Source organism: Cohnella abietis, assembly GCF_004295585.1.
Classification (GTDB): Bacteria; Bacillota; Bacilli; order Paenibacillales; family Paenibacillaceae; genus Cohnella; species Cohnella abietis.
The window spans coordinates 4,458,323-4,483,371 of record NZ_AP019400.1 but is presented as its reverse complement, the minus strand read 5'-3'; the positions used below and the strand labels follow the sequence as shown (position 1 = coordinate 4,483,371).

Genomic DNA, 25,049 nt, shown 5'->3' with positions numbered 1-25,049 from the left:
AGAATTATTGTAGAATAACTAATTGGTAGCAGATAACACCTATGGATTCCATGAAAATGATACTTTTGCGCCAAAAATTTTCAAGTGAAGGAAGCTGCATATGTTATTGGAAATAGCTACCACGCAAGTGCTGAATGAAAAGGCTGTACTTGCCGCATTAGAGCAATCACTTGCTATGATTGAATTTAATATGCATGGTGATGTTCTTTGGGCAAACGAGAACTTCGCTCGTGCGATGGGCTATCAGGTGTCAGAACTGACGGGAATACATCATCGAAAATTTTGTACACCAGATTTCGTCAGAAGTCCGGATTATGAGACGCTTTGGGATAACTTGAGAAGCGGTAATAAATTTCAAGATAAAATCACACGAGTGTCAAAGGAAGGTGTTATTCTGTTGCTTGAAGCCACGTATATGCCTATTCTCGGTGAAGATGGACAAGTGGTGGCAGTCTTGAAAGTAGCAACTGACATAACAGCACGGGAAACCGCCACAAACCAAGTAACTACCGAATTGCAGAAAATGGCGGAAAATTTACTCATTCGTACAGAGAAAGGTATTACACGCAATCAACAAGTGGCTTCGGCAATTGGTCGTGTTATGAATGACAATGAGAGCAACCTAAACTATCTTCACGACTTGGAAAAGCAGACAATAGCCGTTCACCGCATTGTGCAGACGATACGGGAATTCGCATCGCAAACGAATCTGCTCGCCTTGAATGCGGCAATTGAAGCGGCACACGCCGGAGAGCATGGACGTGGCTTTAATGTGGTAGCAACCGAAGTGCGAAAGTTAGCGAAGAACGTTCAAGAAGCGGCACAAGAGATTCAAGTCACCGTTGAGGGGATTTCCAAGCAGGTTAATAGAGTCAGTGAGGGAACGAAAACCTCCCAAAGAGCAATAGTCGATAGTCAGCATCAAATTCAACAAGCAGTTGATGAATTTGCAGGTATTGGCGAAGCTGTTGGCAAGTTAGATGTTCAGGCTAAAGCTTTGAGCCAAATAATGTAACAGAGAAAGTGGGAAGTGGGGTGAAAAATCATAGCAGAGGAAGTAATTTAGGGTTGCAATCGCTCCCTAAACATGGTATATTAATTTTCGTTGTCGATACACAGGAACTGCAATATTGAAAAAAAATGTACTATTGATTTGCTTGCCGGAGTGGCGGAATCGGCAGACGCACAGGACTTAAAATCCTGCGGTAGGTGACTACCGTACCGGTTCGACCCCGGTCTTCGGCACCATTTACTTAATTAACGAATGATCGTGAAGTTCCTCAGCCGAGGAACTTCTTTTGCTATACAGACCCCGTGATGTTCTTGAGTGGGTATCTCTTTATTTTTAATGAAGAGCAAAGAGGTGGAAGGTATGGATAGAAGCTTGCGAGTAAGGTTGGATAATGAGTGGGGAAAATTGTTGAGTGACGAACAAGAGAAGCTATACTATCAGGAGCTTGTTCGTAAAGTAGAGGAGCAGTATCTGGAGAACACCGTCTATCCGCCTCGTAGCGACATTTACCGAGCGTTAGAGCTAACTTCTTATGAGGATGTTAAGGTCGTTATTCTGGGGCAGGATCCTTATCATGGGGCAAATCAGGCGCATGGTCTAAGCTTCTCGGTTCAGCCCGGCGTTAAGCTGCCTCCGTCGCTTAGAAATATATTCAAAGAGCTGCAGGATGATATTGGCTGTCCAATGCCTGAGCACGGATTTCTGGAGCACTGGGCGAAGCAGGGAGTGCTGCTGCTGAACAATGTGCTGACGGTTAGAGAGGGTCAAGCTAATTCTCATCGCAAGCTGGGATGGGAGAAGATGACGGATAGAATAATAAGCTTGCTTAATGAGAGAAATAAGCCTATTGCCTTTGTATTGTGGGGTAAGCACGCGCAGAATAAAGGGCGCTATATCGATCAGTCAAAGCATTTTGTCCTTAATTCTGTGCATCCCAGTCCATTGTCGGCCTACGGGGGCTTCTGGGGAAGTAAGCCCTTCTCCCAATGTAATGCTTTCCTTAAAGCCAGTGGCCAGGCTGAAATCGATTGGGAGCTCCCTAGCCTGTAATGGGAGGCAAAAAATCAGCGTTGCAGGGAAGCTTTCCTGCAACGCTGATTTTATTATTATGCTAGAGACTACTGTTGCTTGCCTAAAACAGCTTGGTAGCTTGACGGTATATAGGTGACAGCGTTCACTTCGGTAGTTATTTGAATGTACACCTTATCGGGATCAGGAAGCACCGTTTTATAATTAATAGTGGCAGTGCCCTTCTCGAATTTAATGCTTGTTATCTCTATGCCATAGCCAGGATGAGGAGCTGTCGCGGATATCGTAACTCGTGTAATAGCATCAGTTTCCTTATCAGAGGTTAGTTTGACGTCAGTAAGTATCGGTGTTGCAGCAGGCTGGGTATTTTTAATGTATTTAGCTGTTCTTTCGATTACTGTTACTGCGAAGGACTTTGTGATGTTGCTTTTTGGATAAAGCTTTTGTTTGTTGTCTAGTGTGATGATCTTGGCGCTAAGAAGCTTCTGAATGCTATCCATATATTCTTTGGTTACTTGATTATCATCAGAGATTTTTTGGTATACCTGTGTCCATACATAATCTTTGTTATAGCTCATGGCTCCAAAAAGCCATTTAGCGAATTGCTCTTTCGTTACTTTTGCGGATGGATTAATATCTTTGGGCAGCCCAAGCCCATTATGAGCCGCGATTATGAAGCTCTGAGCATAAGGAGCATTATCTTTAATCTTTGAAAAGTAGTCGCTAACTTGAGGTGCTTTAATAAATCTTAAGTCTCCAAGGTTTAAATCTAAGCCTTTCACAATTAAGCTTACGGCAGTAGCGACGTCTATGCTGTTCTTCTTGTTGCTCTGGTTGCTGTGTGCGAATGCGGATCCGCTAATTGTCATAGTGAAAACGACGATTAGTAAAAGCAGGGTGATTGGTTTTTTCAAAATTTGATTCATGAATGTCCCTCCGTGTTGTTAAAGATTTCCCATGGTTAATTCTATAGACGAGGTTGGTTTGGAAAATGTTGCGCTGATGTAAGAGATGTTTATGTACTAAGTGAGCCTCTGAACAAGAAAATCCCAGCGAAGCTCAGATGAGCCTTGCTGGGAAAGGGGCGGAAGAAAGCTTAGATTCCGCCAGCACTTAAGATAATAACCAAAAGACGAATATAATAAGTGCAAATGCAGCTCCAGAACCTACACTATCAGTAACAGGATAGCTCATACTTTAACCACTGTAAGTCATTGTGATTATCCATTACTAGATAGCTTGTCCCGGGAAAGAAGTAGGAACAGTACGTTGGTACATGAGATTTCCTTTGTCCGCATATGCATTCTTATTAACGACGGCCGGAACGACCGCCAGAGCGACCACCAGAGCGACCACCAGAACGACCGCCAGAGCGACCACCAGAACGACCGCCAGAGCGACCGCCGGAGCGACCACAAGAGTGACCGCCAGAACGACCACCAGAACGACCGCCAGAGCGACCATCAGAACGACCGCCAGAGCGACCACCGGAGCGACCGCAAGAGTGACCGCCAGAGCGACCACCAGAACGACCGCCGGAGCGACCGCCAGAACGACCGCCAGAGCGACCGCCGGAACGACCACCAGAGCGACCACCGGAACGACCACCGGAACGACCACCAGAGCGACCACCGGAACGACCACCGGGGCCTCCAATTCCACCGGGTCCACCTGGCCCGCCGGGTCCTAAGTTACTTAGTTCTAAACTCATATCATTACACCTCCATTGTGTTAGGATGGTATAGTGTATGATGGATCGATGGTTATCGAAAGGGACAAGTGTTGCTCTCTATCAAAACAGGCCTTTCACTCTATTTGCTATTCGAATAGCTCATCCATTAAATCCTTTATTTCTTTCTTTCTCTTGGTTGTTTCCTCGGTATCTAAACGAATTTCTCCAGCTTCGATTTCTACGCAATCTCCAGCCTTGCTTCCCTTTGGTAAAGAAGCTTTAGGGAATTCTCTCGTGATCCCGTTAATTTCAATAACAGCAATGTTTCCCTCGAACCGATCAATTATTCCCTTTTCCATATTATTTCACCTTTATAAAAGTAATTTTTTTACTATCGCTTACAGCAGTAATTGTTCCGTTCAAATCTGTTCTGTAGATTGTTGCTTTAGCTGTTTCAAGTCTATTTAAGATTGTTGCAGCAGGGTGCCCATAACTGTTCTTACCTACACTAATGATCGCATATTTGGGAGCAACAGCTTTCAGAAAAGCCGCGTTCGTAGAAGAAACTGAGCCATGGTGTCCTACTTTTAATACATCTGCTTTAAGGGTCTGGTTATCTGCAAGCATATCTGCCTCTGATTTTTTCTCGGCATCGCCGGTGAAGAGAAACGTATTGCTGCCATGAGTCAGATGAAGGACTGCGCTCCAATCGTTCAGATCGTCTCCATAAGTCTTTACGGGTCCAACAAATTTGGCTGTTACGCCTTTCAAGGGTAAAGCTACCCCAGCCTTAGCTTCTTTAATGGTTAAACCTTGTTTTTTTACAGCTACCAGAAAATTTTTGAAAGTATCAGTCGTGTGTGAAACCTTAGGTGCATATACCGCCTTGACCTTGAAGTTTTTCAGAACGGTATCAAGTCCGCCAACATGATCCGCATCAGGATGAGTGGAGATCATGACCTCGATATCATCGACACCAAGCTGCTTAAGATAATTGACGACAATTTCTCCAGCTTCTTTCTTGCCGGCATCAATAAGAATATCATCTCCGGCAGCAGTCTTAATATAGGTAGCATCGCCTTGCCCGACGTTCAAGAAATAGACGGAAAGCTTACCCTTAGCTGGAGGTTTAATTTTATCGGCCTTAAGTGCTGTGCTCTTTGAGTCGTTTGAGCCACTTGGGCTGCTTGGGCTACTTGAAGGGGCTGCTGGAGTAGATGTCGTGCCACCGTTGTGATAATGGTATTCACCATCCTTGAGACCCCATTTCGCACAATTTGTGCGGCACGTATGACCGCCATTAGCATCCGTTCTTCCTGGGTGTGCCATTGACACGCTTGTGTTGACAAAAACAATTGAAAGCATAAGTAGAGCGAGGCCTAATTTGCGCAAGGGAGTTCTTCTCCTCTATTCGTGTGATAGCTTAAGCTTACAATGATTGGCAAAGAATACACAGGAAATAATTCTCAATTTCATACAAATATGTGATAAAGGTTTGCAATAACAACAAAACCCGAAATGTTATTCAGGTTTTAGTAATTATTTATGATTATTTAAGTCAGAAATCTATAAAGAATTCGCGTGTAAAAACCACTATAATAGTAGAGGTGCCTCACGGGTGCACGATCAGAGGTGCTTTTTGCGTTGCTGAAGGTTTGTTTTTGAACAAAGGATTATTTTCCGCATATGTTTAAAGAAACATTGAAGGGCTTCGAGGAGGAAACTGATACTATGCATTGGATTACGATTATTGTTATAGGTATAGCTGCGAACTTGGATAATTTGGGGATTAGCCTAGCCTATGGGGTTAAGCAGACGAAGATTCCGATATCATCAAACATAATTATTGCTCTTATATCTGCGATTGTTACTTATATTGCCGTAATAGCTGGTGGTACGATTATTGAATATATATCACCATCTACTGCCAGTCTTTTGGGTAGTCTTTTGTTATGTGCTATTGGCTTATGGACTCTCTTGTCTAATCTATTTTCTAAACAGGAGTCATTAAAAAATCCCGACCTGATTGATAAGGACAAGAATCATATTATTTCTTCCAGAGAAGCGATAACTCTTGGTTTTATTTTATCTGCAAACTGCTTAGCAGGTGGAATAGGTATTGGCGCAAATGGCATTTCAGCTACGTGGACAGTTATTTCTATTGGATTGTTCTCGATATTAACCGTTGGAATCGGTAGCCACTTTGGATATATGCTTACTAAAACTTTTATTGGAAAATATTCAAACTACATTTCAGGGTTTATGCTAATTTTGATTGGTATATATGAGATTTTCGCGTAAGACGGGAATACCCCACCAACCAAATTTGGTTAATGGGGTTCTTTTTATTATTATGAAGGAGGGGGACTGAGATTCCTTTGCTTCCATCATTCTTTAGACTTTTTGGATAACAAACGTTGGTATTCATTTAAAATAGAATCAAGCATCTGGCTTGCCACAACGACTTCCTGATCGGAAAAGCTTTTACTGTTAATCAATTCATGAAGCTCGTGTCTCATCTGCTCGATTTGTCGGAGCAATTCCTCAAGGTTTTTGGTCACGGTAGGACTCCTTCAATTAGGGGTTTTTGTTACCTTTCCCACAATTGAGTAGTCCATGAAGACCAAGTTATTCCATTGTCTATATGAAGTAGAGGAAGGGGAGTAATTTAAAAAAGTTCAGAGTGCAACGAATCGCCCTCCAAATTGTCATATATAGTAGAAGACTGGATAGTCTTCAAATAAAAACTTATGGAGGAATAATTTATGAAAAGAAAAGTTGGTTTGCTGATTATGAGTGTTGCAATGATGCTTGTATTTTCACAGTCTGCATTCGCAGTTACCGGAATGTATGATAGTGAGAGCTCTGCACTAGTAAGACCAAGCGGAACATCAGTGCTGTCTTCAGAGTTGGACAGTGCCTCAGATGAGGATTGGTACTATTACAAGAACACCACAACCTCGACTCAATATTTCTCTACTCATCTTTCTTCCTCATCCTATCCGAATTACTTTAAACTTGAAGCGAAAATTGTATATGACGCTAGTCACACATCAACCTTGTTCCGGGCTGCTAAATCAGGAACGATAGATTATTTATATAGTGTGCAATTAACCCCCGGGGCAACTATTTATCTTAAAGTGTCTACTGAAAATTTTGGAGGGACCAGCCAAAAGTATTCACTTAGCACTTTCTTTAATTCATAACGCTTAATTCACTTTGATCAAAAATGACGTTCAAACGAAAAGGTGTTGGTGCAGGAGGTTAATCCTGTGCCAACACCTTTCGTTTTTGATCAACTTCTGCTTGCTTAAGCAGATTATGCCTAAACGAAAGCCAATCAACCTTTAGGCTTACCTTCGGCAGGTCACGAAGTAGGAAGCGACGAAATTCCCTGTTTTTCTTGAGGTGTCCAAAGCTAAATCATAGGTTTTGTATTTTTCTTACTGTAATCGATAAGAAAAGAGGGGAAGTATCTCCTGTAGGAGCGAAGCGTTTGTCTTTGAGATCGTGAAATCTCCTTGTTACGAGTTTACCTATTCAGATTTCACGATCTCAATCAACAACCGGAAGGAGATACTTCCCCGCAAAAACTATAATCGATATACATTTAGCAAGAGGCTGCCCCTTAAGTTACCTTATGGGACTCCCTCTTTCAATTTTTGTAAGTTCTCGATTTAACAAATGTTAGCAATTTAGATAATCTAGCGCAAATAGTCAGAATCTATACTTTAGTAGGGTAGAAAGCAACAAGATTAAAGAGAGAACCCACAATAATCCACATGGGAGTGAGAGAGAAATCATGAAACATTGGTTAAAGAAAGAATTAGCTGTCGGTCTTGTTCTATCTGTACTCGTTCTAATGCTTGCTGCTTGTGGGAGTAATAACAATAAGGAAGTGGAATCAAGTGCGGGGGCTGAAAAAATTTCAGTAGCTGATCTTGAGAAGAAAGCCAAGGAAGAAGGCACCGTCGTAAGCGTCGGTATGCCGGATACGTGGGCAAACTGGAAAGACACTTGGGGAGATTTGCAAACTAAATACTCACTCGCTCATACAGATACAGATATGTCGAGTGCCGAAGAAATCGCTAAGTTTGAAGCTGAGAAAGCTAAGCCAACTGCGGATATAGGTGATGTTGGTATTGCATTCGGATCGGTGGCCATTGATAAAGGAGTAACGCAACCTTATAAAACCTCGTACTGGGGTGAAATACCCGACTGGGCTAAAGATAAGGACGGACATTGGATAGTAGGTTATCAAGGATCGATCTCTTTCTTAACGAATACTAAGCTTGTCCAAACGCCACCTAAGAGCTGGGAAGATCTTAAAAATGGCGATTACAAAATTATTGTCGGTGACGTAACGAAAGCTGCGCAAGCTCAAATGGCTGTATTGGCCGCGGCGATTGCTTTTGGTGGAGACGAATCGAACATTGAACCGGGAATTGCCTATTTTGAGGATCTCGCGAAAAAAGGCCGTCTGTCCAATGCAGAGGCATCACTCGCGAATATCGAAAAGGGTGAAGTTCAAGTAACACTGTTGTGGGATTTTAACGCGCTTAACTACAGAGATCAGCTTGGCAAGGATCAATATAACGTAGCTATTCCGAAAGAAGGCAGCGTTGTGAGCGGGTATGCTACCATTATTAATAAATATGCCCCGCATCCGAATGCGGCAAAACTTGCTCGTGAATATATTTTGAGCGATGCAGGTCAGATTAATTTGGCAAAAGGTTATGCTAGACCTATTCGTGACAGTGTGAAGCTGCCTGATGACGTAGCAGCAAAGCTTCTACCTACTGCAGATTATGCTAACGTTAAACCGGTTGGCGATTTCAAGGTGTGGGAAGCTACAGCGAAGACGATTCCGCAGCTGTGGCAAGAACGTGTTCTTGTACACATGAGCTAATCAGTTAAACATGCAAGCATTAATGTAACGTGTATCACTAGTATTGGGGCGTCTTCTTGTTCATGCCGAAGGCGCCCTCTCTTATTTATGTAGGAAGGTGAGTGGGCGGTATGAAGCGTAGAAATCGATGGGTTTTTCTAGGGCTAGTCCCTTTTGCGATTATGGTGATCGCATTTCAATTTGCCCCAATCTTATCTATGCTCACCGGTAGCTTAAAGCCAGAAGCGGGCTCGGGTATTTCCTTTGATTTTTACACTAAAATTATTAATAGTAAGTATTATTTACAGGCCATTAAGAACAGTCTGCTCATCTCTATTTTTTCGAGTGTAATCGGTATTATCGTTGGACTTATTTGCGCATATTCGATTACACGCTTCTCGCCAAGGGTGCGGGATCGACTTCTAATGCTCTCCAACATGACTTCGAATTTTGCCGGTGTTCCGCTCGCATTCGCTTATATTATCTTACTTGGTAGCAATGGGGTATTTACGCTACTGTTTAAGCAATGGGGCTGGAGTGTGTTCGCCGATTTTAATTTGTATAGCTGGTCGGGGCTTGTTCTAGTCTATGTATACTTTCAGGTTCCCCTCGCGTTGCTACTATTATATCCTTCCTTCTATGGCATTCGGGAGCAGTGGATGGAAGCGGCGTCTCTACTAGGAGCTAGTAAGTGGCGATTCTGGACAACAATCGGTATTCCGATTCTGACGCCCGCCGTGTTCGGAACGTTGGGAATTCTTTTCGCGAACGCGATGGGTGCCTATGCAACGGCCTACGCTCTAGTAGGGGGGAATTACAATTTACTGGCTGTTCGGATTGGCTCGTTGGTGTCGGGTGACGTGGTAAATCAGCCTCAGCTTGGTAATGCGCTCGCTGTTATTCTTGCGTTATCTACCTTACTGGCGGTGTACCTCAATCATAAAATGACTCAGCGTTCTCAGATGTTTAATTCCACTCACGCATTTGCTAGAAAAGCTCGTTCTCGTCGTAAGCTATTGCGACCATGGGGTGCATCATCTGTGAAGGAGGAGCTGTAATGGGTACAAAGAAGAAGACAGGCTGGGCACACCGATCACTTATGCTCGTGCTCATGATCTATTTGCTGCTTCCTTTACTTGCGACTACCATCTATGCATTTGCTAAAGATTGGCAGGCAACCGTGCTTCCTGAGCGGTGGACGTTAGAATGGTTCAGTGGAATGTTTCAGGATATTCGTTTTCTGGATGCGCTATGGACTTCTCTGTATTTGTGCGGCATAAGTGTAGCGTTTAGTTTAGTTATTATGCTTCCTGCTGTATTTATCATTACGGTTTATTTACCTAAGTGGGAGACGTTCATGAAAGGTCTTGTTGTGCTTCCCTACGCTGTACCTGGGGTTGTAGCGGCGGTCGGACTCATTCGTGCCTATTCCTCTGGACCAATTAATATCACCGGAACGGCTTATATTCTAATCGGTGCCTATTTCATCGTTATTTTACCTTATATGTATCAGGGGATTCGCAATAGTCTATTAACAGTTTCGGCGGTAGAGCTTCTTAACTCGGCAGAGATGCTAGGTGCCACTAGAATTAAAGCCTTTAGGAGCGTCGTGCTACCAAATATATGGCCTGGGGTTATCATTTCAACGTTATTATCGTTCTCTGTGCTATTTGGGGAATTCGTGCTGACTAATCTGCTAGTTGGGGGGCATATCCAAACGATTCAGGTTTACCTCTATCAACGGGTCGGAGAAAGCGGACACTTGGCGAGCGCCATTGCGATTTCATATTTCGTATTTATTTTGTTGCTGTCCATGATTTTAATGAAGCTCGGCCAAAAAATGAACAAGGGGGTACAGGGATGAACGCGTATTTGGAGCTGCAAGGCATTCGTAAGCAATTCGGGAATACGAGCGTGCTGAACAATGTGGATTTGAAAATCCGAGAAGGAGAGCTCGTGACGTTACTCGGACCTTCTGGCTGTGGAAAAAGCACGCTTCTTCGCTGTATAGCAGGTCTCACGGAAATAGATGGGGGACGGATGCTGCTAGAACAGAAGGATATCGTGAATCTTCCCCCACGAAGTCGAGAGATCGGGATGGTATTCCAATCCTATGCGTTGTTTCCCAACTTAACGGTCAGTGAGAATATTCAATATGGGATGAAAATGAGAGGTGCCTCCAAGGAAGCTAGACGCAATCGGTCCGAGGAATTGCTTGTACTTATTGACTTAGAGGACAAACGCGATGCATATCCCCAGCACCTATCCGGCGGACAGCAGCAGCGTGTAGCGCTTGCTCGTTCGCTTGCTGTTCAGCCCAAGCTTCTATTACTTGATGAACCGCTTAGTGCATTGGATGCTAAAATTCGTAAAAACCTGCGAACGGAAATTCGCGACATCCAGAAGAAATTCAATATGACGACAATATTCGTAACCCACGATCAGGAGGAGGCGTTAACCTTATCCGATCGGGTATGTCTTATGAATAAGGGAAGTATTGTTCAGGAGGGGACCCCGGAAGCGGTATATACGACTCCGAGAACGGAATTTGTTGCTCGTTTTATGGGAAGCTACAACGTGCTAACAAGGCCTGAAGCGCTCAGGCTGTTTGAACAGCTGGACAGTGCGTCGGAAAGCTTCGCTATTCGGCCCGAATCGGTCCTTCTCCTGAGTGAGGAAACCCGTTCCGATGCCGTACATGCAGGAAAACGAATCGTAGAAGGTACGGTTTATTCGGTCACAATTCTAGGCAATATCATTCGGTACTCAATTGATGTTGCAGGTGTGATGCTGACGATTGATACCCTTAATGATGGACGTTCGCTGCGAATTAAAGAGCGAAGCCTTGTTAGCTTAGCCTTAGATGGGTCACAGCTCTTGCACCTCGACAGGGAAGGGGCGTAAGGAGTGTGTCCATATCATCGGAAGAACGCAAACGAGTCATCATGGATCACTTGAAGCTGCAAGGGCAAGTCAAGGTGCCCGAATTATCGTTTCGTTTGACCGTCTCGGAAGAAACCATACGTCGAGATCTTCTCTTATTGGAAAAGGAAGGGTTAGTTAAACGTGTATATGGTGGAGCTGTACTTACGAAGCCGTCTAATTACGAGCCTCCCTATTTGCAACGACAGAAGGTAAGGATGGAGGAGAAGGAGCGAATTGGACGAGTGGCGGCTGATCTCATCGAATCGGGTGATACGATTGCTATTGATGTAGGTACGACGACTTTAGAGCTAGCTAAAGCGATCGTTGGTCGAGAGCGGCTTACCATTTTAACCAATTCTCTTGCTGTTGCTTATCATTTAATGGAATCTCTGAATAGCGGTCGCTTCACTGGCAAGATTATCGTCATTGGAGGGGAATTGAACCCCGAGCAGCAATCCATTTCTGGTAGCCTCGGCGAGAACTTAATGTCACAATTCCGGGTCGACAAAGCCTTCTTGTCCGTTGGAGGGGTTTCCTTAAAGCGGGGAGTTAGCGATTACGATCTAGGCGAGACAGCCATGTCCCGGCGGATGGTGGAGGCAGCCAATCAAACCATTGTGCTGGCGGATGATTCCAAGCTGGACAAGGAAGCATTCCTAGAAATTATCCCCCTTCGCAAAGTGCATACCCTCGTTTGCAATGCTGCACCTCCAAGGGATTGGGTACAACTGATCAAATCCGAGCATCTAAATTGGATAGAAGCAAAATGAAAGGGGAGAGTCAATTGACGAATGCATCAGCTAAGCTAGTCGTTGTTGTCTTGGATGGATTGAGATATGATTCGGCCCGCAAGTATTTAGGTTATATGGAACACCTTGTGGAACAGGGGGAAGTAACTTGTTACCAGGTTCAATCCCAGCTGCCCAGTCTCTCTCGCCCGCTCTATGAAGTATTGCTTACCGGCACTCCGGCTGCGAGGAATGGGATCACGGCTAATCATATCGTGAGAGCAAGCAAGGAGCAGAGTGTATTTCATATTGCTACGGAGTCCGGATTAAGAACGGCTGCAGCAGCGTATCATTGGGTTAGTGAGCTGTACAATTCTGCTCCCTTTAACCCTATTGTGGATCGTCATCAGCATGACGACAGTAAACCGATTCAACACGGAGTCTTCTACTTCGAGGATCATTATCCGGATAGTCATCTCTTCGTTGACGCTGAATATTTGCGTTCTACCTATGACCCTCATTTTCTGTATATCCATTCCATGAACATAGATGATGTAGGTCATAAGCACGGAGGGGAAAGTAAGCAATATGAGGCTGCCGTTCGAGCGGCCGACGGAATGCTTGCAACTCTAGTTCCTTCATGGGTAGCTCAGGGCTATGAGGTTATTGTGACATCCGATCATGGAATGAGCGACTCCGGCCAGCATGGAGGCACGGATGTAACCGAGCGTAACGTTCCTCTCTATATATCCGGAAGGTCGCTTATCCCTCAAGGGCAGAACAGCGTTGAGACGTTATCGCAGCTTATTCTTGCCCCGTTAATGTGCCGTTATCTCGGGCTTACTCCTTCAGAGGCAATGATTCAGATTGACTAATCAGCTTTATAAAGTTTATTCGTGATTAACTAACAATCAAGCGGGAGAGGTCGCCAATGAAAGTTGATATGCATTTTCATCTAGAGGAAGGTCCTTATTCGTTGCGCTGGTTATCGCGTACCTTGCAGGCCTTAGCTGCCACGGAGCCGAAGCCGGATCAGGCACTTGGACATCATACACTTCAATATGCCGAGGAAATGTCAAAGCTGATGAATAACAGGCTTCATGCGGGAAGCTTTAGTGAAGAGTGGTTGGATCGGTATTTGACCCTAGGTCGTGCGAGAGGCATTAAAGCATTCGGTGTAGTTGATCATTTGTACCGCTTTAAGGAATGCCGGCCTTATTACGAGAAGCATATGCTGTTAGATGACAGTCCTATCGGCAAGCTGCAGCAAGCTTGGCTGGATCAGGTTTGCGTGGCTTCGCTCTCCGATTTTGTTAGATTTGTGACAGAGGCGAAGAAAACTCGTCCGGATTTAGCGTTAGGGGTAGAGGCGGATTTTTTCCCAGGTGGAGAAGATGATCTTCGAGCTCTATTAGCTGAATATGAGTGGGATTATATTATTGGTTCAGTTCATTTCATTGAAGGCTGGGGCTTTGACAATCCAGAGACACAAGCTGAGTTTAAGAAGCTGGAGCCTCTAGAAACTTACGCTCGTTATTACGAAATGCTTCGGCAAGCCTGTATGTCGGGTTTGTTTCAAATAATAGCCCACCCAGATAATCTGAAAGTATTTGGCTTCCGTCCAGCTAATGAGGACGACTTGCTTCCCTTTTACAGAAAGGTAGCAGAGGAAATGATACTTGGTGGAGTTGCAACAGAAATTAATACCGGCCTAGCCTATCGATTTCCAATTGCCGAAAGCTGCCCGAGTCCCTTGTTTTTGTCCGTTCTAGCCCAGTACCATGTGCCGCTTACTTTGTCCTCTGACGCTCATTTTCCTGATGATATCGGAACGTTACTAGACGAGGCGAGGGCAGCTGCAATAGAAGTGGGATATACGGAATTGACTGTATTCAGAGACCGTAAGCCGATTAAGGTGCCTATCGGAGCCTATTAGGCTTTGGTTAGTGGGTCTGATTATAATCATCTAGCATGTTTTGCAAATAAAACAATCACTCCACGATAGAGTGATTGTTTTATTTATTTGTGTATTATAGCTTCGGTGTGCTGGATGGAGCTACCCGATGATGTGTCGCTTGCTCGTAGTTGTAAGCATAGGAGAGTAGTTCTCCTTCTGAATAAGGAAGGCCCAATAGAGAGAGTCCAACAGGAAGGCCGCTGGATGTGAACCCTGCCGGTACAGTTACGACTGGAAGACCGAGGCCGGAGGCCAATGCGGACCATGCATCATTATGGAATTTATCATCCCCGGTTATTTTGGATGCTGTTATTGAATCTGTTGCATAGACAATGGCATCAAGTCCTAGCTTTGTATACAAGGCCTTGAATTTTTCTAAGTTGACAGATTTGCGTGCGACATCTTCCTCGAATACTGAAGGTTTGCTTGCTGTTAGCAACCAGTCCTTGGAATCTGCAATCTCCTGGATAGCCCGGCCATCAGCAATATAGTCGTCTAGGGTCAGGGCGTTAGTAGGCTCGGCCAATTCGGCAAGATGATTCGGCCAATTCGCTGGGATCTTTGTGAACCAGTCATCAATATAATATTTGATGCTATCCCATTCAATGTGATTCCACATTGAGGAGAAATCAGACTCCTTGATAAGTACCACTGTTGCACCCTGCGCCTCGATGTCGGCTTTCGCCTGATTGATTAACACTTTGACCCTATTGCGTTCATCAGCGAATTTCGCATAGGTTCCGTCAGGATCATCGGAGAGGTCAACAAAGCCTATTTTCTTGCCTTTAAGTGAACTATTACTAAGCGAACTCGCATAGGATCCCAATTTCTTACCCTGAATGGCGTTTGTATAAGGATCTTCTGGATCATACCCCGCAACCACGTCAAGCAGAATTGCAGCATCTGTGACGCTTATTGTCATAGGACCTGCAGTATCGAGGTAAGCTACTTGAGGCGTTATGCCTGCGGTGCTCACCAAGCCTTTAGTTGTACGGACCCCGACGAGACTCTGGTGTGCGCTTGGATTACGAATTGAACCATACGTATCCGATCCGAAACCAGCAGCTCCCATACTTGCCGATATTGCTGCAGCCGTGCCACCACTTGAGCCACTGGATGTACGCGTCTGATCGTAGGGGTTCCGTACTTCTCCCCGGATGCTGCTAATGGAATCTTCTCCGGACCATGCGAACTCGGATAAGTTGGATTTGGCTAAGATAATGGCTCCAGCTTCGCGCAGCTTGTTAACGATAGTCGCATCTTTATCGGTCTGGTAATCCGCGAAGGCGATAGACCCATTCGTTGTCGGCATGTCTTTGGTTGCGAAGTTGTCCTTAATAATTAAGGGGACGCCGTGTAAAGGGCCACGCAGTGTGCCGGCAGCACGTTCTTCATCAAGCTGTTTCGCTTCGTCCAATGCATTCTTATTTACGGTAATAATCGCATGCAACCCTGGTTCGGAACCGTATGCATCATCGTATGCCTTAATTCGAGCCAAGTAACTGGATGTAAGCTCGAAGGAGGTTGCATCTCCACTTTCAAGTAAAGCGAGGGAGCCTGTGAGTCCTAGTTCAACAACATCGATAGAACGAGGTGGAGTAGGCTCAGTCTGTACATTTTCAATTTTTTCATCCTTGCTGCATCCAACGAGCAAGCTGCTAACCGCGAACGATATAGCAATGATGGCGAAACTTGTTTTCTTAATTGTCTTGTTCATCTGGTAAGTTCCTCCTATCATTTATGACAACTTAGATTAAACCTCACATTGTTAGATATATTTTTCTATTATGAATGTAACTATGTGTCGATTTCTGTCGAAAATCGATTAGGTTGATGTCATTATAGCGTTATTATTTAATCTTCGCAACAATTTGTGTTATGTTATATAACATAAATGAAGGTGAAAATCCTTTTTTTTCTGTGTTCGGACAAGTGTTGGATTTTTTGTGTTAGAAAACATAACTCATCTCCACCGGGCGTTATGCTTTGGCAGTAACAGTTTATTTCTCTAAATGATACTATTAATTGTTCTGCGAAAATAATAAAGAAAGAGCAGCGGGCTATTATGCCTGCTGCTCTTTCTTATTGTGCTGGTGCCTTATATTCTAAATGAAGTAGAGGAAAGGGCTGTCCTGAGCTGTCCAACTCAGACCGTCCTGTTTGTACAAAACCAAATTTCTTATAAAATCCGCATGCTCTATCGTTTTGCTCGTTGACATCAACTTGGAGGGGGCTCCCTTTTATTTTTTCGGCATGCCTTATTAGTCGGCTCCCAATTCCCTTCCCGTGGTAATTTGTATCCACGAAAAGCATTTCTATTTTTGATCTGTCAAGTCCAATAAATCCCGTTGGTTCTTTGTTTTCGTTAAAGTCTACCCAAATCTCAACTTCTTTTAACGCTCCATTTTGAAGCATCTGATGGTAAAATTCAATATCCTTCTCTTCCAAAAATGTGTGAGTAAGACATACTGCTCGATACCAAATATCAACTAATTTATCATGCACGTTCTCTTGATAGGGGGAAATTGTGTTTAGCATGACTAATCCTCCATAATTCTGAAGTTTATTTTATTGTACCATCGAATAATGCGTACAAACCTAGAATAAAACATTATCGCTGCCAATTTCAATAAGATAAATCCAATTAAGATTTGGGATGGATGAATACATAGTTATGTTCAGGGGAAGATATTGTTAGATTTAAAGTCATAGATGCAAAGGAGGATATTATGAAAATACTCAATATTGTGGCGCTTGCTTTGTTAATTATCGGTGGGGTTAACTGGCTGTTGATTGGTTTATTTGAATACGATTTAGTTGCTGGTATTTTCGGGAAGGCCTCCAGAGTTATTTTTACAATTGTAGGAATATGCGCTCTCTATGCTTTGAAGTTCTTCAATGATGTGGGTTCTGAAGAGTCGGCTAGATAATGTGTTACATTCCATATTTGTAAAAAGCGCACCATACCTGTGTATAGTGCGCTTTCTTGGTTGAATCAATTAATTACACTTTGATCTACCGACGAACCCCGAAGAGCTAAGTATTATTTAACCTTAAACAACAAACTCCACAAACACAGGCTTCCTAAGCAATCCCGTCCGTGTCCAACTCCGAAACTTAACTCGCGCATTTATTTGCGGTTTCACATAAACAAAATTTCGGTCTTCCCCAGTTAATAATACCTTTGAAACTCCGAAGAATGCATTCTTATGCGCTGAAGGAACAGCAACGTCTAGGATGCCTACGTTTTTTCCTCTATACTCCAATAACCATCCGAATTGATTTTTCCGGTACCCGACAATCTGAACTACGGCATAGTTGTAGTTAATGATTTTTATCCAATTATCTTCGGGTTGGTCAAAGTATTTGCTTACCTTCTTTTTAGCAACAATACCCTCAAGCTCCTTGCCTTGAATGGCATCAAATAAGGAAACTCCAGTATTGTCTACGCTCATGAGGGGACTTATATAGTTGTTGGCACATAGCACCTCTCTCAGGAGCTTCTTGCGTTCTACAAGCGGCCATCCACGTAAATCCTCACCTTTATATCTCAAAATATCAAAAACAAAAAAGTGAACCGGCAGGAGGGTTATTGCTTCTCGTATTTGCATTGGTTTCTTCAATGTCAATCGTTCCATAACCAATTCGAAATCAATAGATCCCGATTCTGGATTAATACAAGCAACCTCGCCATCCAGGACAAAATCGGAGTTATCCTCAATCGGTACATTATAAAGCTCTGGATATTGCCGAGTGACATCATGATTATGGCGGGTATATAGTCGGACTGCGCCCCCCTCCATAGAGAGGGTGAGGCGGTGCCCATTAATTTTAGGCTCAAATATGTACCGCTCATCATCAAACGGTTTTTCACGTTCGTCCAGTTGCGTTGGAGGAAGGAGCATCTTGCACACCACCTGTATATCAGCGTTGATATACTAATTGTAACATTCAAGATAAAGAGGTGATCCCAGTAAATTTATGCATAGGAGGAAAAGAAGGGAAGCATAATATGTGGTAAATGATGGAGGTGATACATAATGGCAAATAATCGGAGTTCAAATCAGCTCGTAGTAAACGAGGCTCGGGCTGCGCTAGATCAAATGAAGTATGAAGCGGCTCAAGAATTGGGGATCAATTTCCCGAAAGATGGGTATCACGGTGAATTACTTTCCAGAGACGCTGGACGTATTGGTGGTAACATTACCCGTCGTTTGGTCCAGATGGCTGAACAACAGCTTTCAGGGCAATCGAACAGCTTCAGATAATGCAGAAAGAGCAGTAGGCTACAACCTATTGCTCTTAACTGAGGTATCTCTTGTTCGCACAGTTGAATTAGCCATATCTTACTCACGACCGCTTCCTGTATTTAAAGGGGGCGGTCGTTTTTACTGTTGGTTAGGCTGTATATCCCTTCTGATTCAGTCGGTCCAAGACCAGGTAGACAGCGATGGCATCATCTAGATAACCTACCGGAAAGATATAGTCAGGAATGATATCCGCTGACAAAATAAAGTATAACAATGCGCTTCCCAGCAAAGTTCGATAGTTGCTAGGTGTGTTTTCATCGCAGTATCGCATATGCATTTCTTTCAAATGCTCGATGAATGGCCCGACGCCGTTTACTTGGTTTACTTTGGCAGTAAATTCGTGACAGATCATGCGGTGGCCTTCTTCTGTCTGCGCATATTGCTCATACTTGACCAATTCTTGTTCGATTAGCGCTGTCGTAATTTGAGGATCGAATAATTTGGAATTCCCAAGTATTTTCCCTATCTCATCAAGTGAATTCAGGATCCCCATATCGCGTTCTTTTTTTTCGTCAACTATGTCATAACCGGAAGCTTCAATCAGTTTGTCCAATGAAATATCTAGATGTTCGGAAAATTGCTTCAGATGAATCAGCTTCGGTTGTTGTTTGCCGTTCACTATCCTTGAAATGGTAGCGGTGTCCATTCCACAAAGACTGCTAAGCTTGCGCATGGAGAGAGAATGCTTTTTCAATAGATGCTTGATCAGATCTCCGATCTGGTGTTCCTTTGATTGATCTAACTTTTCCATTCTGCCGCCCCTTTCCTAAGATCATTTATATGATAGTATATGAGATCGCGTTGAGAAGTTTTCCTTATACACGATCCAAAACAGAGAATCGTTTGTTGAGTTTTTCTCATGTACCTGCACCTTTATCTCAACACCACATACATTAATAGCAAATTGAACAACATGAGGTGGTTTTATGGCTTGGCTGCTCATCTTAGGTTTCACGATTTCATCCAGTCTCGACAATCTTGGAGTAGGAATTTCTTGCGGGATAAGGAAGATCCGGATCAGCATCATCTTCGTCACTGCTGCTAGTTTGAACAGTATTGATGAACTCTTGATGATCCGCACAATACCCATCATTGCTTGCTTCGTTAAGAACAAGAAGTATAAATGCCCCTAGAATTACTGTAACTACGCCGGGAAGTACGGCAGAGATCCATTTTCCAAACCAAATCCCCAAATAGCTGAACAAGAAACAAACAAAGGCTATCAACAAGTTCGAAGGAACTATAATAAACAGGAGCTCTTATTTATTAAGTTACGATGGTTCCGGAGTAGCTGTAGCCTTAATCAAAGAGGACAAAACAGGCACAATAGGAAATCAAATAAATCATATAACAACATCAAATGTAAGTTCTTTTAAATTGTCGGCACAGTTACAAGGGGCGAATGCTAATAATACAAACATCTATACACAATTAAAAATTACGGGAAACAAGTATAGGGCAACACCGTTGTAGGACGATATTAGATCATATAACCCTAAGAAGTTCCACGTCTGCTCGGTCGTATGTTTCTCTTATTTATATTATGGAAATCTGGAGTTTTGTGAAAAAATGTATTACTATGATGATTGATGTGGAATTTCGTGGGGAGCTGTTATCATGATTGAATTTGCAAATCGAACTGGTAAATATGTTTTCATAATTGTTTTAGCTTGGCTAGTCATAGTATTCCCATCTGTTTATGGGTCAACTTGGTTCTACTTAGATATGCCAACAAGCGTTTTGATTGGCAAAAATATCTTTCACAGTAACGAATGGATTAATCCAAATATCAGTTCGGGCAGATTTGTTCCTGTCTATTGGCTATATCAAAGAATAACTTTTCTCTTAGCCGGAGGACAGCCGTTCGGTTACTTTTTAGTCCAATCTACAGTTATCTTGGGATCTGCCATTTTAGTATTTTTAATCAGCAATAAATTAACGAATAACAAATGGTCCGGTGTTTTGGCAGTTTTACTTTTTTTGACGGGATCACCAATTGCAGAAAATGCTTTTACGGTAGGGAAACCGGAACACTTGGTTATATTTATGATGCTCTTATGTGTGTGGTTATTCCTGAAAATTAACAAGCATAGTTATTTAACTTTCGCCGGCATTGTTGTCATCACTGTTCTCTCAGTTTGGTCAAAAGAAACCTCTATGGTAATAATTTCCTTTGGTTTAACTTGCACATTACTTTCCTATGTGTTTGTAAAAGAGATGACAAAACGAATATCTTTATTTACTTTTGGCAGTGTCCTAGGCGTACTACTTGCGAGATCACATTATTTATTTAGAGATTCAAATGCTGAAAGTTATTATACATCTACTTACAAAGTTACTTTCCAATTGATAAAGGATAATTTATTGTATTACCTCAAACAGCAACCGGACGTATTTATTATTTGTCTGGCATTACTCCCTTTTTTATTCTTTCTTTTGTTCACTATGAAAAATAAATCAGTAGAAGAAAAATTAACCGTCATTTATTGCATTGGGTTGTATGCTTTGGCATTGGGATATATTATTGGATTGCTAATTTGGCGATGGCCGTTTGGTTATTATTTATTAGTGTCTTCATGTATATTCAACTTATTATCTGCAGTCTTTATATTTAAATTTATCAGCAAAGGCAAGATGAGGTTCATTTTTACGCTTATCTTAATACTATTAATTCTATTGTCGAAGTTATATTCGATTCCTTATAACTATTACGTTTCTACCACTCAAAAATCGATGGATGTAGTATATTCAGGGGCTATCCAAGAATATTCGAAGTTAGCTAAAGATAATCAGCGTTTATTTGTGGAAAATTGGTCCTCTTACGAAGAACCAGTGATTCAAAGTAATCTACTACTAAAAGAACTGCTGAATAAGAAAAATTTAGAAGTTGTTGGTATGGCAGATTTGTTTAATACTGCCTCATTAACAAACGAAGTCAAATCACTTTATCAAGTGAAAAATATATCAGACAGAAATAAAAGGCCGCAAATTGGTGATTTCGTTCTTGTGATAACAGGAAACAAGCCAGCATATTGGAATATTCGCGGAGTTGCACCTTTTAATAACACGAAATCGATTTTGTTGAATACGGGGTGGGATTTACAACTATCGGCGTCAGATCAAATAAATAAATCTCTATTTTACATGGATATGCATGGTAAACCAAAATACGGATTAACGTATTTTGGTTACCAGCTATACAAAATAACGGGCGAAGGTGTTTTATGGGAAGGGAGATTTGAAGACGGCTGGATTGGTAAAAAAGCAGAATGTAGCTTTTTATTTGATACAACTTCCCAATCATTTAAAATTACTGTACCAAATGTCAACGTACCTAATAAATTATCAATACTGAATAACAACCATTTGATAAAAGAAATCAAAATTACTAACGAAGGGGTTTCTACTTTACAATTCGAAATAGAATCACAACCAGGAGAAACGGTTAATTTACAATTTGTTTTGGACAAATCTTTCATTCCAAAACAAATGGGCATTAATAATGATGATAGAACATTAGGAATTCAAATCGAAAAAATTAAAACAAATTAGACGGAAACTCTCTAATAAATGGTTTTGGTATTATAATTCATGAGCATTAGGACGATGTTTGATTATTACTCTGCTAGAAATGGATGATGTACATGGAAGTTCGATACATGAATGTCGCTAAAGGTATAGGAATTATTGCCGTTGTCATTGGCCATTCAACAACGAATATTAATTTGTTGAATTTTATCTACCTTTTTCATATGCCGTTATTCTTTTTTGTTTCAGGATATTTCTATAAGGACAAAAATACTCTTTCGCCCTGGGAGTTCTTTAAGAAAAAGGTGACAGGGTTATATGTCCCATTTATAACATTCGAGCTTATTTCTCTCGTTCTTCACAACGCATTTTTGAACTGGGGCATATACACGTCGCAAATGACAAATAATTATTCCATACAGGAATTCATTGCGATAGCGCAGCAGATTTTAAGTTTCAACCATACGCAAATCATGACATTTACATTTTGGTTTTTCCCTAGCCTTTTCTTTTCGAGTATGATGTTTCTAATGATTAATATGGTAGCAAATAAAGCAGGAAGATATTCGGAAGTATGCAAACTCATTATGGTAGTAGCAATATCTGCTGCCGGCTTTATATTAATTAAGCATAATATCGTTTTAAGTTGGAGTTTGAGAACATCGATGGTGGCAATTGTTTTATTTTATTGTGGCTATCTGTTTAAGCGCTTTGAGGATAAGATTAAAAGTAATATTGGAATCGCAATCTTTTGCGCAGTTGTTTTACTTTTTAATATGGTCAAAAGAGTTGATATGAGTACGGATGTGTATATTAATCCTGTATTTTTTTATATGAATGCTCTTATGGGGATATATTTGATAATCTTTATTAGTAAGTTTATTTGCAGAAAATATGGGAGCTTGAACTTTTTGAATTATTGCGGTAAAAAAACAATCATAATAATGGCTACTCAGTATTTGGGACTATACTATGGAAGGATGATTACTTCCTATATTGAAGCAAACATTTATAGCAAAATGCAAGTAAGCAGCGTTATAGTAAGCAACACATGGGTCATTGTTGCCTTATGTGGACTGTTCGTACCGTTGGCAATCCAATATATTATCGACCGTTTGGTTACTTTGAAAATGAATGCTCGAAAACAAGCTATAACATTAAAGGTGTAGGGCTCCTGCAAATTTTTATACCATAATTAATGAAATTCTGGACGATTGCGCTCAACAACCAGCCCCGTAAATACGGGGCTTTTTATTTTGGAAAGGAGCTGCTCCATGTTTAACCGTGGTGCATTCAATCGTTTTCTATTTAACCGAACTTTTTCAATAGATATACTCGCTTCGTTCACATGGGATGGAATCGGATAACTAAGTATCAACGACATCCGGGAGCGCCTAGCGGCAATTAACTGGGAATTAGCGCTTCTGAGCATCGTGCCGAATGCAATCATTGGCGGGATAATCAGGGTTAACTATTTAATATCTCCCTATGCAGGCTATTGGTCAAATACAACCAACACCTATTTTTACTGAGAGATCATTAACCAGGATATAGAGTACCCATTAGAGCTTCTTAAGGCAACGCGAGCTGCACTTAGGGAACAGGGAGTACCAGCAATCGATGTGGACTTAAACTCGGCTGATCTGCACCGGATTGACCCAACGGAGCCCATCGTCGAGCTTGGCGATACAATTCGGATGTTTGACGCAGATAAATGATATCTCAGCTCGGGTGATGGAGTTGCGTGAACCACTCTTTAATCCAGATAAGCATCCATCTTTTACGCTGACCAACTATTTCCTTCGAGACTACAACGACAGTATTGCCGACTTGGACAAGTCAAAACAAATTGTTGATAGGATCATAAGCGGAGGAAAGGTTGTTACTTCAGCGCTTGAAACATTTGCAGCTCAAGCAGTCTCCGACATTAACAACCCTAAGTCAGAGGTCATCTACGATCCAAGAGGTACTGTCCTCCTGAGCAAGGTTAATCCAAATGATATTGTTGTATTGTCATCTAAAGGGCTGCAGGATTTTCATTTGGACCAAATGGCCATGTTTTGGATCCTCATAATTCTGCTCTTGTTATCTTTGTTTATCTCGAAACACCATGTACCTAATGTATAAATAATGAACATTAGTTCTTGTTCGCCCAATACCTGCTGATAATTACATTAATGAAATTAATGAGTTCTCCTACTGTAGAGTCCTTGTTTTAGTTTTCTTATATTCATTTTCAAAGTCAGCATCTGTAACATTTATAACTCCGTATAGAGAAGCATAAGGAAAATAACTATGTTTTTGCCCTTTGTATGTATACATTACTTTAGGTCGGATAATGTAGAATTTGTATGAACGATCACCGATAGTAGCAGGAATCTTAATTTTAACATTACCAGATGAATCAAATTCCAATGCTGATGGCTTATCTATTTGTACTTCTTTTAGATTAATAAGTAGATCGTTTATTGTGGCATTTCCCCCAGACATATTTTTCAGATTAATTAAATAGCCATCGAAAACAGCAGAGACAATTGCGTAATCTTCTCCCATTTCAATTGGCGATTTGTCTAATGAATCTTTACTTTCAACATTAAAAAACCAATTTCCAATTTTATAGCTTTTACTTGATTTGTCCTTAAAAGTAATTTCTAGCTCAGTTAAATTTTCTTTGCCTAGGTTAGTGAAATGCAAATTCAGTTCAATATTTTTAACCTTATATACCTTTGAAGATTCACTGTCAAAAAAGTTGAATTTTTTGATTTCTACATTTTTTGCGTCTTTAAAACGAATGGATTCAACTTCTGAAGGGACCAGGTAATCATTCGAATTTTTATTAATTAAATAGTTAAGGACGAGAGTGTAATCGGATTCCTTTTCTGCATAGAAAGAAGTATTGTAGTGTATAAAATGTGGTTCTTCGTATTGTTTTTTCGAAGAACATGACACTACAAATAAAGTAACTAACAATATCAAAAGTAATAAACTTTTTTTTCGCAT

The 25,049-nt window shown here is 41.8% G+C and carries 27 protein-coding genes, 1 tRNA gene and 2 pseudogenes; 18 read left to right on the top strand and 12 right to left on the bottom strand.

Annotation, left to right across the window (positions count from 1 at the left end; all coding sequences use genetic code 11):
• The first annotated feature begins 100 nt into the window (after positions 1 to 100).
• From KCTCHS21_RS31955 to KCTCHS21_RS19745, 3 genes are all read left to right on the top strand, one after another.
• The gene (locus KCTCHS21_RS31955) at positions 101 to 1,015 is read left to right on the top strand and encodes a methyl-accepting chemotaxis protein (protein WP_130612277.1); all 915 of its coding nucleotides are present in this window, start codon (positions 101 to 103) and stop codon (positions 1,013 to 1,015) included.
• A gap of 144 nt (positions 1,016 to 1,159) precedes the next feature.
• Positions 1,160 to 1,248, top strand: a tRNA-Leu gene (locus tag KCTCHS21_RS19750).
• Positions 1,249 to 1,372: 124 nt separating this feature from the next.
• Complete coding sequence (locus tag KCTCHS21_RS19745) at positions 1,373 to 2,062, top strand: uracil-DNA glycosylase (RefSeq protein ID WP_408621718.1); 690 nt, start codon at positions 1,373 to 1,375, stop codon at positions 2,060 to 2,062.
• A 68-nt stretch (positions 2,063 to 2,130) separates the two neighbouring features.
• On the opposite strand, the gene KCTCHS21_RS19740 is transcribed toward KCTCHS21_RS19745, so the two are convergent.
• The 4 genes from KCTCHS21_RS19740 to KCTCHS21_RS19725 form a co-directional block, all read right to left on the bottom strand.
• On the bottom strand, positions 2,131 to 2,967 hold the full coding sequence (locus KCTCHS21_RS19740; RefSeq protein WP_130612274.1) for an S-layer homology domain-containing protein: 837 nt from the start codon (positions 2,965 to 2,967) through the stop codon (positions 2,131 to 2,133).
• Between the two features lie 383 nt (positions 2,968 to 3,350).
• A complete protein-coding gene (locus tag KCTCHS21_RS31500; protein WP_130612271.1) occupies positions 3,351 to 3,752 on the bottom strand; it encodes a hypothetical protein in 402 nt (133 codons plus the stop codon).
• 107 nt (positions 3,753 to 3,859) lie between these two features.
• Positions 3,860 to 4,072, bottom strand: coding sequence for a DUF3006 domain-containing protein (locus KCTCHS21_RS19730; RefSeq protein WP_130612268.1), 213 nt, complete (start codon positions 4,070 to 4,072; stop codon positions 3,860 to 3,862).
• Between the two features lies 1 nt (position 4,073).
• Positions 4,074 to 5,105, bottom strand: a complete 1,032-nt coding sequence (locus KCTCHS21_RS19725) for an MBL fold metallo-hydrolase (RefSeq protein WP_232057890.1) — start codon at positions 5,103 to 5,105, stop codon at positions 4,074 to 4,076.
• Positions 5,106 to 5,399: 294 nt separating this feature from the next.
• Between KCTCHS21_RS19725 and KCTCHS21_RS19720 the strand changes: the two genes are divergently transcribed.
• A complete protein-coding gene (locus KCTCHS21_RS19720) occupies positions 5,400 to 6,014 on the top strand; it encodes a manganese efflux pump (RefSeq protein WP_130612265.1) in 615 nt (204 codons plus the stop codon).
• A gap of 86 nt (positions 6,015 to 6,100) precedes the next feature.
• Here the strand turns inward: KCTCHS21_RS19720 and KCTCHS21_RS19715 are convergent, their stop codons facing one another.
• Positions 6,101 to 6,274: an aspartyl-phosphate phosphatase Spo0E family protein gene (locus KCTCHS21_RS19715; RefSeq protein WP_197726476.1), complete on the bottom strand. Its 174-nt coding sequence runs from the start codon at positions 6,272 to 6,274 to the stop codon at positions 6,101 to 6,103.
• Between the two features lie 204 nt (positions 6,275 to 6,478).
• Between KCTCHS21_RS19715 and KCTCHS21_RS19710 the strand changes: the two genes are divergently transcribed.
• The 8 genes from KCTCHS21_RS19710 (at position 6,479) to KCTCHS21_RS19675 (ending at position 14,190) form a co-directional block, all read left to right on the top strand.
• Entirely contained in the window at positions 6,479 to 6,919 is a 441-nt protein-coding gene (locus tag KCTCHS21_RS19710; protein ID WP_130612262.1) for a hypothetical protein, read from the top strand.
• A 596-nt stretch (positions 6,920 to 7,515) separates the two neighbouring features.
• Positions 7,516 to 8,622 carry an ABC transporter substrate-binding protein gene (locus tag KCTCHS21_RS19705; RefSeq protein WP_130612259.1) on the top strand — a complete coding sequence of 369 codons (1,107 nt, stop codon included), beginning with the start codon at positions 7,516 to 7,518 and terminating at the stop codon, positions 8,620 to 8,622.
• A gap of 110 nt (positions 8,623 to 8,732) precedes the next feature.
• Positions 8,733 to 9,659, top strand: a complete 927-nt coding sequence (locus KCTCHS21_RS19700; protein ID WP_130612256.1) for an ABC transporter permease — start codon at positions 8,733 to 8,735, stop codon at positions 9,657 to 9,659.
• The gene (locus tag KCTCHS21_RS19695; protein WP_130612253.1) at positions 9,659 to 10,465 is read left to right on the top strand and encodes an ABC transporter permease; all 807 of its coding nucleotides are present in this window, start codon (positions 9,659 to 9,661) and stop codon (positions 10,463 to 10,465) included. The genes KCTCHS21_RS19700 and KCTCHS21_RS19695 overlap by 1 nt, the downstream gene beginning before the upstream one ends.
• Positions 10,462 to 11,505, top strand: a complete 1,044-nt coding sequence (locus KCTCHS21_RS19690; protein ID WP_130612250.1) for an ABC transporter ATP-binding protein — start codon at positions 10,462 to 10,464, stop codon at positions 11,503 to 11,505. The genes KCTCHS21_RS19695 and KCTCHS21_RS19690 overlap by 4 nt, the downstream gene beginning before the upstream one ends.
• Positions 11,506 to 11,510: 5 nt before the next feature.
• On the top strand, positions 11,511 to 12,296 hold the full coding sequence (locus KCTCHS21_RS19685; RefSeq protein WP_130612246.1) for a DeoR/GlpR family DNA-binding transcription regulator: 786 nt from the start codon (positions 11,511 to 11,513) through the stop codon (positions 12,294 to 12,296).
• The gene (locus KCTCHS21_RS19680) at positions 12,293 to 13,129 is read left to right on the top strand and encodes an alkaline phosphatase family protein (RefSeq protein WP_130616596.1); all 837 of its coding nucleotides are present in this window, start codon (positions 12,293 to 12,295) and stop codon (positions 13,127 to 13,129) included. Before KCTCHS21_RS19685 ends, KCTCHS21_RS19680 begins: the two co-directional genes overlap by 4 nt.
• 56 nt (positions 13,130 to 13,185) lie before the next feature.
• On the top strand, positions 13,186 to 14,190 hold the full coding sequence (locus tag KCTCHS21_RS19675) for a PHP domain-containing protein (protein ID WP_130612243.1): 1,005 nt from the start codon (positions 13,186 to 13,188) through the stop codon (positions 14,188 to 14,190).
• Between the two features lie 94 nt (positions 14,191 to 14,284).
• On the opposite strand, the gene KCTCHS21_RS19670 is transcribed toward KCTCHS21_RS19675, so the two are convergent.
• Together KCTCHS21_RS19670 and KCTCHS21_RS19665 are read right to left on the bottom strand one after the other, a co-directional pair.
• The gene (locus KCTCHS21_RS19670) at positions 14,285 to 15,928 is read right to left on the bottom strand and encodes an amidase (RefSeq protein WP_157994081.1); all 1,644 of its coding nucleotides are present in this window, start codon (positions 15,926 to 15,928) and stop codon (positions 14,285 to 14,287) included.
• Positions 15,929 to 16,293: 365 nt separating this feature from the next.
• Positions 16,294 to 16,749 (bottom strand): acetyltransferase, encoded by a 456-nt coding sequence (locus KCTCHS21_RS19665; RefSeq protein WP_130612237.1) that lies wholly within the window; start codon positions 16,747 to 16,749, stop codon positions 16,294 to 16,296.
• 191 nt (positions 16,750 to 16,940) lie between these two features.
• On the opposite strand from KCTCHS21_RS19665, the gene KCTCHS21_RS19660 reads away from it, so the two are divergent.
• On the top strand, positions 16,941 to 17,141 hold the full coding sequence (locus KCTCHS21_RS19660; RefSeq protein ID WP_130612234.1) for a DUF378 domain-containing protein: 201 nt from the start codon (positions 16,941 to 16,943) through the stop codon (positions 17,139 to 17,141).
• Between the two features lie 123 nt (positions 17,142 to 17,264).
• Here KCTCHS21_RS19660 and KCTCHS21_RS19655 read toward each other — a convergent pair whose 3' ends face one another.
• Positions 17,265 to 18,116 (bottom strand): ATP-dependent DNA ligase, encoded by an 852-nt coding sequence (locus KCTCHS21_RS19655; protein ID WP_130612231.1) that lies wholly within the window; start codon positions 18,114 to 18,116, stop codon positions 17,265 to 17,267.
• Positions 18,117 to 18,251: 135 nt separating this feature from the next.
• On the opposite strand from KCTCHS21_RS19655, the gene KCTCHS21_RS19650 reads away from it, so the two are divergent.
• A complete protein-coding gene (locus KCTCHS21_RS19650; RefSeq protein ID WP_130612228.1) occupies positions 18,252 to 18,479 on the top strand; it encodes an alpha/beta-type small acid-soluble spore protein in 228 nt (75 codons plus the stop codon).
• A gap of 130 nt (positions 18,480 to 18,609) precedes the next feature.
• Here KCTCHS21_RS19650 and KCTCHS21_RS19645 read toward each other — a convergent pair whose 3' ends face one another.
• A complete protein-coding gene (locus KCTCHS21_RS19645) occupies positions 18,610 to 19,272 on the bottom strand; it encodes a helix-turn-helix domain-containing protein (protein ID WP_130612225.1) in 663 nt (220 codons plus the stop codon).
• Positions 19,273 to 19,447: 175 nt separating this feature from the next.
• On the opposite strand from KCTCHS21_RS19645, the pseudogene KCTCHS21_RS31750 reads away from it, so the two are divergent.
• Positions 19,448 to 19,543, top strand: a pseudogene (locus KCTCHS21_RS31750) (sporulation membrane protein YtaF); the annotation flags it as partial.
• Positions 19,544 to 19,627: 84 nt separating this feature from the next.
• Here the strand turns inward: KCTCHS21_RS31750 and KCTCHS21_RS32040 are convergent.
• Positions 19,628 to 19,774, bottom strand: a pseudogene (locus KCTCHS21_RS32040) (sporulation membrane protein YtaF); the annotation flags it as partial.
• Between the two features lie 364 nt (positions 19,775 to 20,138).
• Here KCTCHS21_RS32040 and KCTCHS21_RS19630 point away from each other — a divergent pair.
• The gene (locus KCTCHS21_RS19630; RefSeq protein ID WP_130612222.1) at positions 20,139 to 22,073 is read left to right on the top strand and encodes a hypothetical protein; all 1,935 of its coding nucleotides are present in this window, start codon (positions 20,139 to 20,141) and stop codon (positions 22,071 to 22,073) included.
• 107 nt (positions 22,074 to 22,180) lie between these two features.
• Positions 22,181 to 23,218: an acyltransferase family protein gene (locus KCTCHS21_RS19625; protein ID WP_157994080.1), complete on the top strand. Its 1,038-nt coding sequence runs from the start codon at positions 22,181 to 22,183 to the stop codon at positions 23,216 to 23,218.
• Positions 23,219 to 23,244: 26 nt separating this feature from the next.
• Here KCTCHS21_RS19625 and KCTCHS21_RS19620 read toward each other — a convergent pair whose 3' ends face one another.
• Positions 23,245 to 23,499, bottom strand: coding sequence for a hypothetical protein (locus KCTCHS21_RS19620; protein WP_130612216.1), 255 nt, complete (start codon positions 23,497 to 23,499; stop codon positions 23,245 to 23,247).
• Between the two features lie 290 nt (positions 23,500 to 23,789).
• Here KCTCHS21_RS19620 and KCTCHS21_RS19615 point away from each other — a divergent pair, with 290 nt between their 5' ends.
• The gene (locus KCTCHS21_RS19615) at positions 23,790 to 24,176 is read left to right on the top strand and encodes a hypothetical protein (RefSeq protein ID WP_145988963.1); all 387 of its coding nucleotides are present in this window, start codon (positions 23,790 to 23,792) and stop codon (positions 24,174 to 24,176) included.
• Between the two features lie 69 nt (positions 24,177 to 24,245).
• On the opposite strand, the gene KCTCHS21_RS19610 is transcribed toward KCTCHS21_RS19615, so the two are convergent.
• Positions 24,246 to 25,049: a hypothetical protein gene (locus tag KCTCHS21_RS19610; protein ID WP_130612210.1), complete on the bottom strand. Its 804-nt coding sequence runs from the start codon at positions 25,047 to 25,049 to the stop codon at positions 24,246 to 24,248.

Bases quoted from the DNA above. Each gene is read 5' to 3' on its own strand.
- KCTCHS21_RS31955 (WP_130612277.1), top strand. From the start codon at position 101: ATGTTATTGGAAATAGCTACCACGCAAGTGCTGAATGAAAAGGCTGTA.
- KCTCHS21_RS19745 (WP_408621718.1), top strand. From the start codon at position 1,373: ATGGATAGAAGCTTGCGAGTAAGGTTGGATAATGAGTGGGGAAAATTG.
- KCTCHS21_RS19740 (WP_130612274.1), bottom strand. From the start codon at position 2,967: ATGAATCAAATTTTGAAAAAACCAATCACCCTGCTTTTACTAATCGTC.
- KCTCHS21_RS31500 (WP_130612271.1), bottom strand. From the start codon at position 3,752: ATGAGTTTAGAACTAAGTAACTTAGGACCCGGCGGGCCAGGTGGACCC.
- KCTCHS21_RS19730 (WP_130612268.1), bottom strand. From the start codon at position 4,072: ATGGAAAAGGGAATAATTGATCGGTTCGAGGGAAACATTGCTGTTATT.
- KCTCHS21_RS19720 (WP_130612265.1), top strand. From the start codon at position 5,400: ATGTTTAAAGAAACATTGAAGGGCTTCGAGGAGGAAACTGATACTATG.
- KCTCHS21_RS19710 (WP_130612262.1), top strand. From the start codon at position 6,479: ATGAAAAGAAAAGTTGGTTTGCTGATTATGAGTGTTGCAATGATGCTT.
- KCTCHS21_RS19705 (WP_130612259.1), top strand. From the start codon at position 7,516: ATGAAACATTGGTTAAAGAAAGAATTAGCTGTCGGTCTTGTTCTATCT.
- KCTCHS21_RS19700 (WP_130612256.1), top strand. From the start codon at position 8,733: ATGAAGCGTAGAAATCGATGGGTTTTTCTAGGGCTAGTCCCTTTTGCG.
- KCTCHS21_RS19695 (WP_130612253.1), top strand. From the start codon at position 9,659: ATGGGTACAAAGAAGAAGACAGGCTGGGCACACCGATCACTTATGCTC.
- KCTCHS21_RS19690 (WP_130612250.1), top strand. From the start codon at position 10,462: ATGAACGCGTATTTGGAGCTGCAAGGCATTCGTAAGCAATTCGGGAAT.
- KCTCHS21_RS19680 (WP_130616596.1), top strand. From the start codon at position 12,293: ATGAAAGGGGAGAGTCAATTGACGAATGCATCAGCTAAGCTAGTCGTT.
- KCTCHS21_RS19675 (WP_130612243.1), top strand. From the start codon at position 13,186: ATGAAAGTTGATATGCATTTTCATCTAGAGGAAGGTCCTTATTCGTTG.
- KCTCHS21_RS19670 (WP_157994081.1), bottom strand. From the start codon at position 15,928: ATGAACAAGACAATTAAGAAAACAAGTTTCGCCATCATTGCTATATCG.
- KCTCHS21_RS19665 (WP_130612237.1), bottom strand. From the start codon at position 16,749: ATGCTAAACACAATTTCCCCCTATCAAGAGAACGTGCATGATAAATTA.
- KCTCHS21_RS19660 (WP_130612234.1), top strand. From the start codon at position 16,941: ATGAAAATACTCAATATTGTGGCGCTTGCTTTGTTAATTATCGGTGGG.
- KCTCHS21_RS19655 (WP_130612231.1), bottom strand. From the start codon at position 18,116: ATGCTCCTTCCTCCAACGCAACTGGACGAACGTGAAAAACCGTTTGAT.
- KCTCHS21_RS19650 (WP_130612228.1), top strand. From the start codon at position 18,252: ATGGCAAATAATCGGAGTTCAAATCAGCTCGTAGTAAACGAGGCTCGG.
- KCTCHS21_RS19645 (WP_130612225.1), bottom strand. From the start codon at position 19,272: ATGGAAAAGTTAGATCAATCAAAGGAACACCAGATCGGAGATCTGATC.
- KCTCHS21_RS19630 (WP_130612222.1), top strand. From the start codon at position 20,139: ATGATTGAATTTGCAAATCGAACTGGTAAATATGTTTTCATAATTGTT.
- KCTCHS21_RS19625 (WP_157994080.1), top strand. From the start codon at position 22,181: ATGAATGTCGCTAAAGGTATAGGAATTATTGCCGTTGTCATTGGCCAT.
- KCTCHS21_RS19620 (WP_130612216.1), bottom strand. From the start codon at position 23,499: ATGATTGCATTCGGCACGATGCTCAGAAGCGCTAATTCCCAGTTAATT.
- KCTCHS21_RS19610 (WP_130612210.1), bottom strand. From the start codon at position 25,049: ATGCGAAAAAAAAGTTTATTACTTTTGATATTGTTAGTTACTTTATTT.